This window comes from uncultured Campylobacter sp. (assembly GCF_938045595.1).
Classification (GTDB): Bacteria; Campylobacterota; Campylobacteria; order Campylobacterales; family Campylobacteraceae; genus Campylobacter_B.
Genome location: NZ_CALIBB010000158.1, coordinates 1 through 1,576, shown reverse-complemented (window position 1 = coordinate 1,576; position 1,576 = coordinate 1). Strand labels below are relative to the sequence as shown.

The following is a 1,576-nucleotide window of genomic DNA, read 5'->3' as shown; positions in this document are numbered from 1 at the left end:
TCGCTCATCTTAAAGCTCGCTGCGGAGTTTAAAATTTTAGCCCGGTGCCCAGCGCTTCCCTTAAAATTTTAAAATTCTTAAAATTTTGGCGAGATCAAGGAGAGATTATGAAAAAAGTTCTACTTTCGTGCGCCTTGGCGGGTGCGCTTTTTGGCCTAGAGATCGACGGATTTAGCGCACCTAGTGGTTCGCTCATTACCGATGACGCTTTTTATATCGCAAATCGCGGCAAAAACGAAGATTCGCTAGGCAGAAGCGGCTTTATAAGCAGGATCGTGAAAAATTCCAACGTCGTTGAGACCAATTTTATAGACGATCTGGTAAATCCTGGCGGAATGGCGCAGATCAAGGGCGTGCTCTACGTGTGCGATCTGGACGCGATCAGGGGCTTTAGCAAAGGCCAGGAGGTTTTCAATCTAAAAATCGAGGGAGCGCAGGCCTTAAACGACGTCGTGGCGCTCGGTAGCGAGGTTTTGCTCGCAAGCGATCCCGCGCGTGGGACGATCTGGCGCATCGACCTGCTCTCGCGCACCGCGGATGAGTTTGCGCGCATTGATCCATCGCTAGGCAGCCCAAACGGGCTTTTGGCTAAAGGCGATAAGCTTCTGATCACCACCTTCGATCTTAGCGGAAAGGTCCCGGGGCGCGTGCTAAGCATGGATCTGAAATCTCGCGAAATTTCGATCTTTGCCGATATGAAAGGGGTTTTCTACGGCATAGCGCGCGGAAAAGACGGCGAAATTTTAGTTAGCGACTGGGGTGAGGATCTTTTAAGCGGTAAAATTTGGCGTATCGATGCAAACGGACAGATACGCAAAATAAACCTCGGCGCGATGCAAAGACCTGCGGACATCTCAAGCGACGGCAAGGTTTTATTGATCCCAAAAACGCTGGAAAATAAAGTGGAGCTGATAAATTTGCCGTAACCGGCCGTCTTATTGCGGCTTCGCAGTTTGCTTAAATTTTACAAAATATATGCTGTATCGTGCTTTATAAGCCATCTTTTTGCGCTTCGCCGCTTACGTAGCGGCGTCGGTTGCGACGCTATAGCCGATCGCGATACCGAAATTAGGTCAATGCCGAAGCCGGTCGCAGCGCCAAGGCTAATTGCGGCAGCGTAAGAGTTATATTACGAAACTAATCGTCCTTTTTCGCGCGCACTCAAGAGCCAAATACGATCAAAAGCCGCGCGTGCCGTCTTGCGACACGTAAATGCCGAGCTTGCCGTAAAATTTGCAAATTCATCCGCTCTCCTTTTAAATTTCATCGCCTTAAATTTTATCACTGCGGATATTTTTGCAGGCCGAGCGGTGCTAAATTTCAGCGCAAAATTTAACGCCTGCCGTGACTCAAAAGCCTTGAAGACTCATAACGCGCAAAATTTTAGAGTAAATTTTAACGATGAGAGGCACTTTTACATACCGCGTCGTATCTGCACGGCGGAATAACCTCTACCGCGCGCCGCGTATTTACAGGCCGTAAAGGCAAGCGGAGCCCATTTTTCCGCGCAGCGCGTATGTCTATTTAGGCTACTTCTGGGGCATCCGCGCGTGGAACCTACTCCTCTGTGCGCCCC

The 1,576-nt window shown here is 49.6% G+C and carries 1 protein-coding gene; it reads left to right on the top strand.

Annotated elements, in window-relative coordinates:
* The first annotated feature begins 107 nt into the window (after positions 1-107).
* Positions 108-926 (top strand): ATP-binding protein, encoded by an 819-nt coding sequence (locus Q0340_RS06580; protein ID WP_298082642.1) that lies wholly within the window; start codon positions 108-110, stop codon positions 924-926.
* Positions 927-1,576 lie beyond the last annotated feature (650 nt).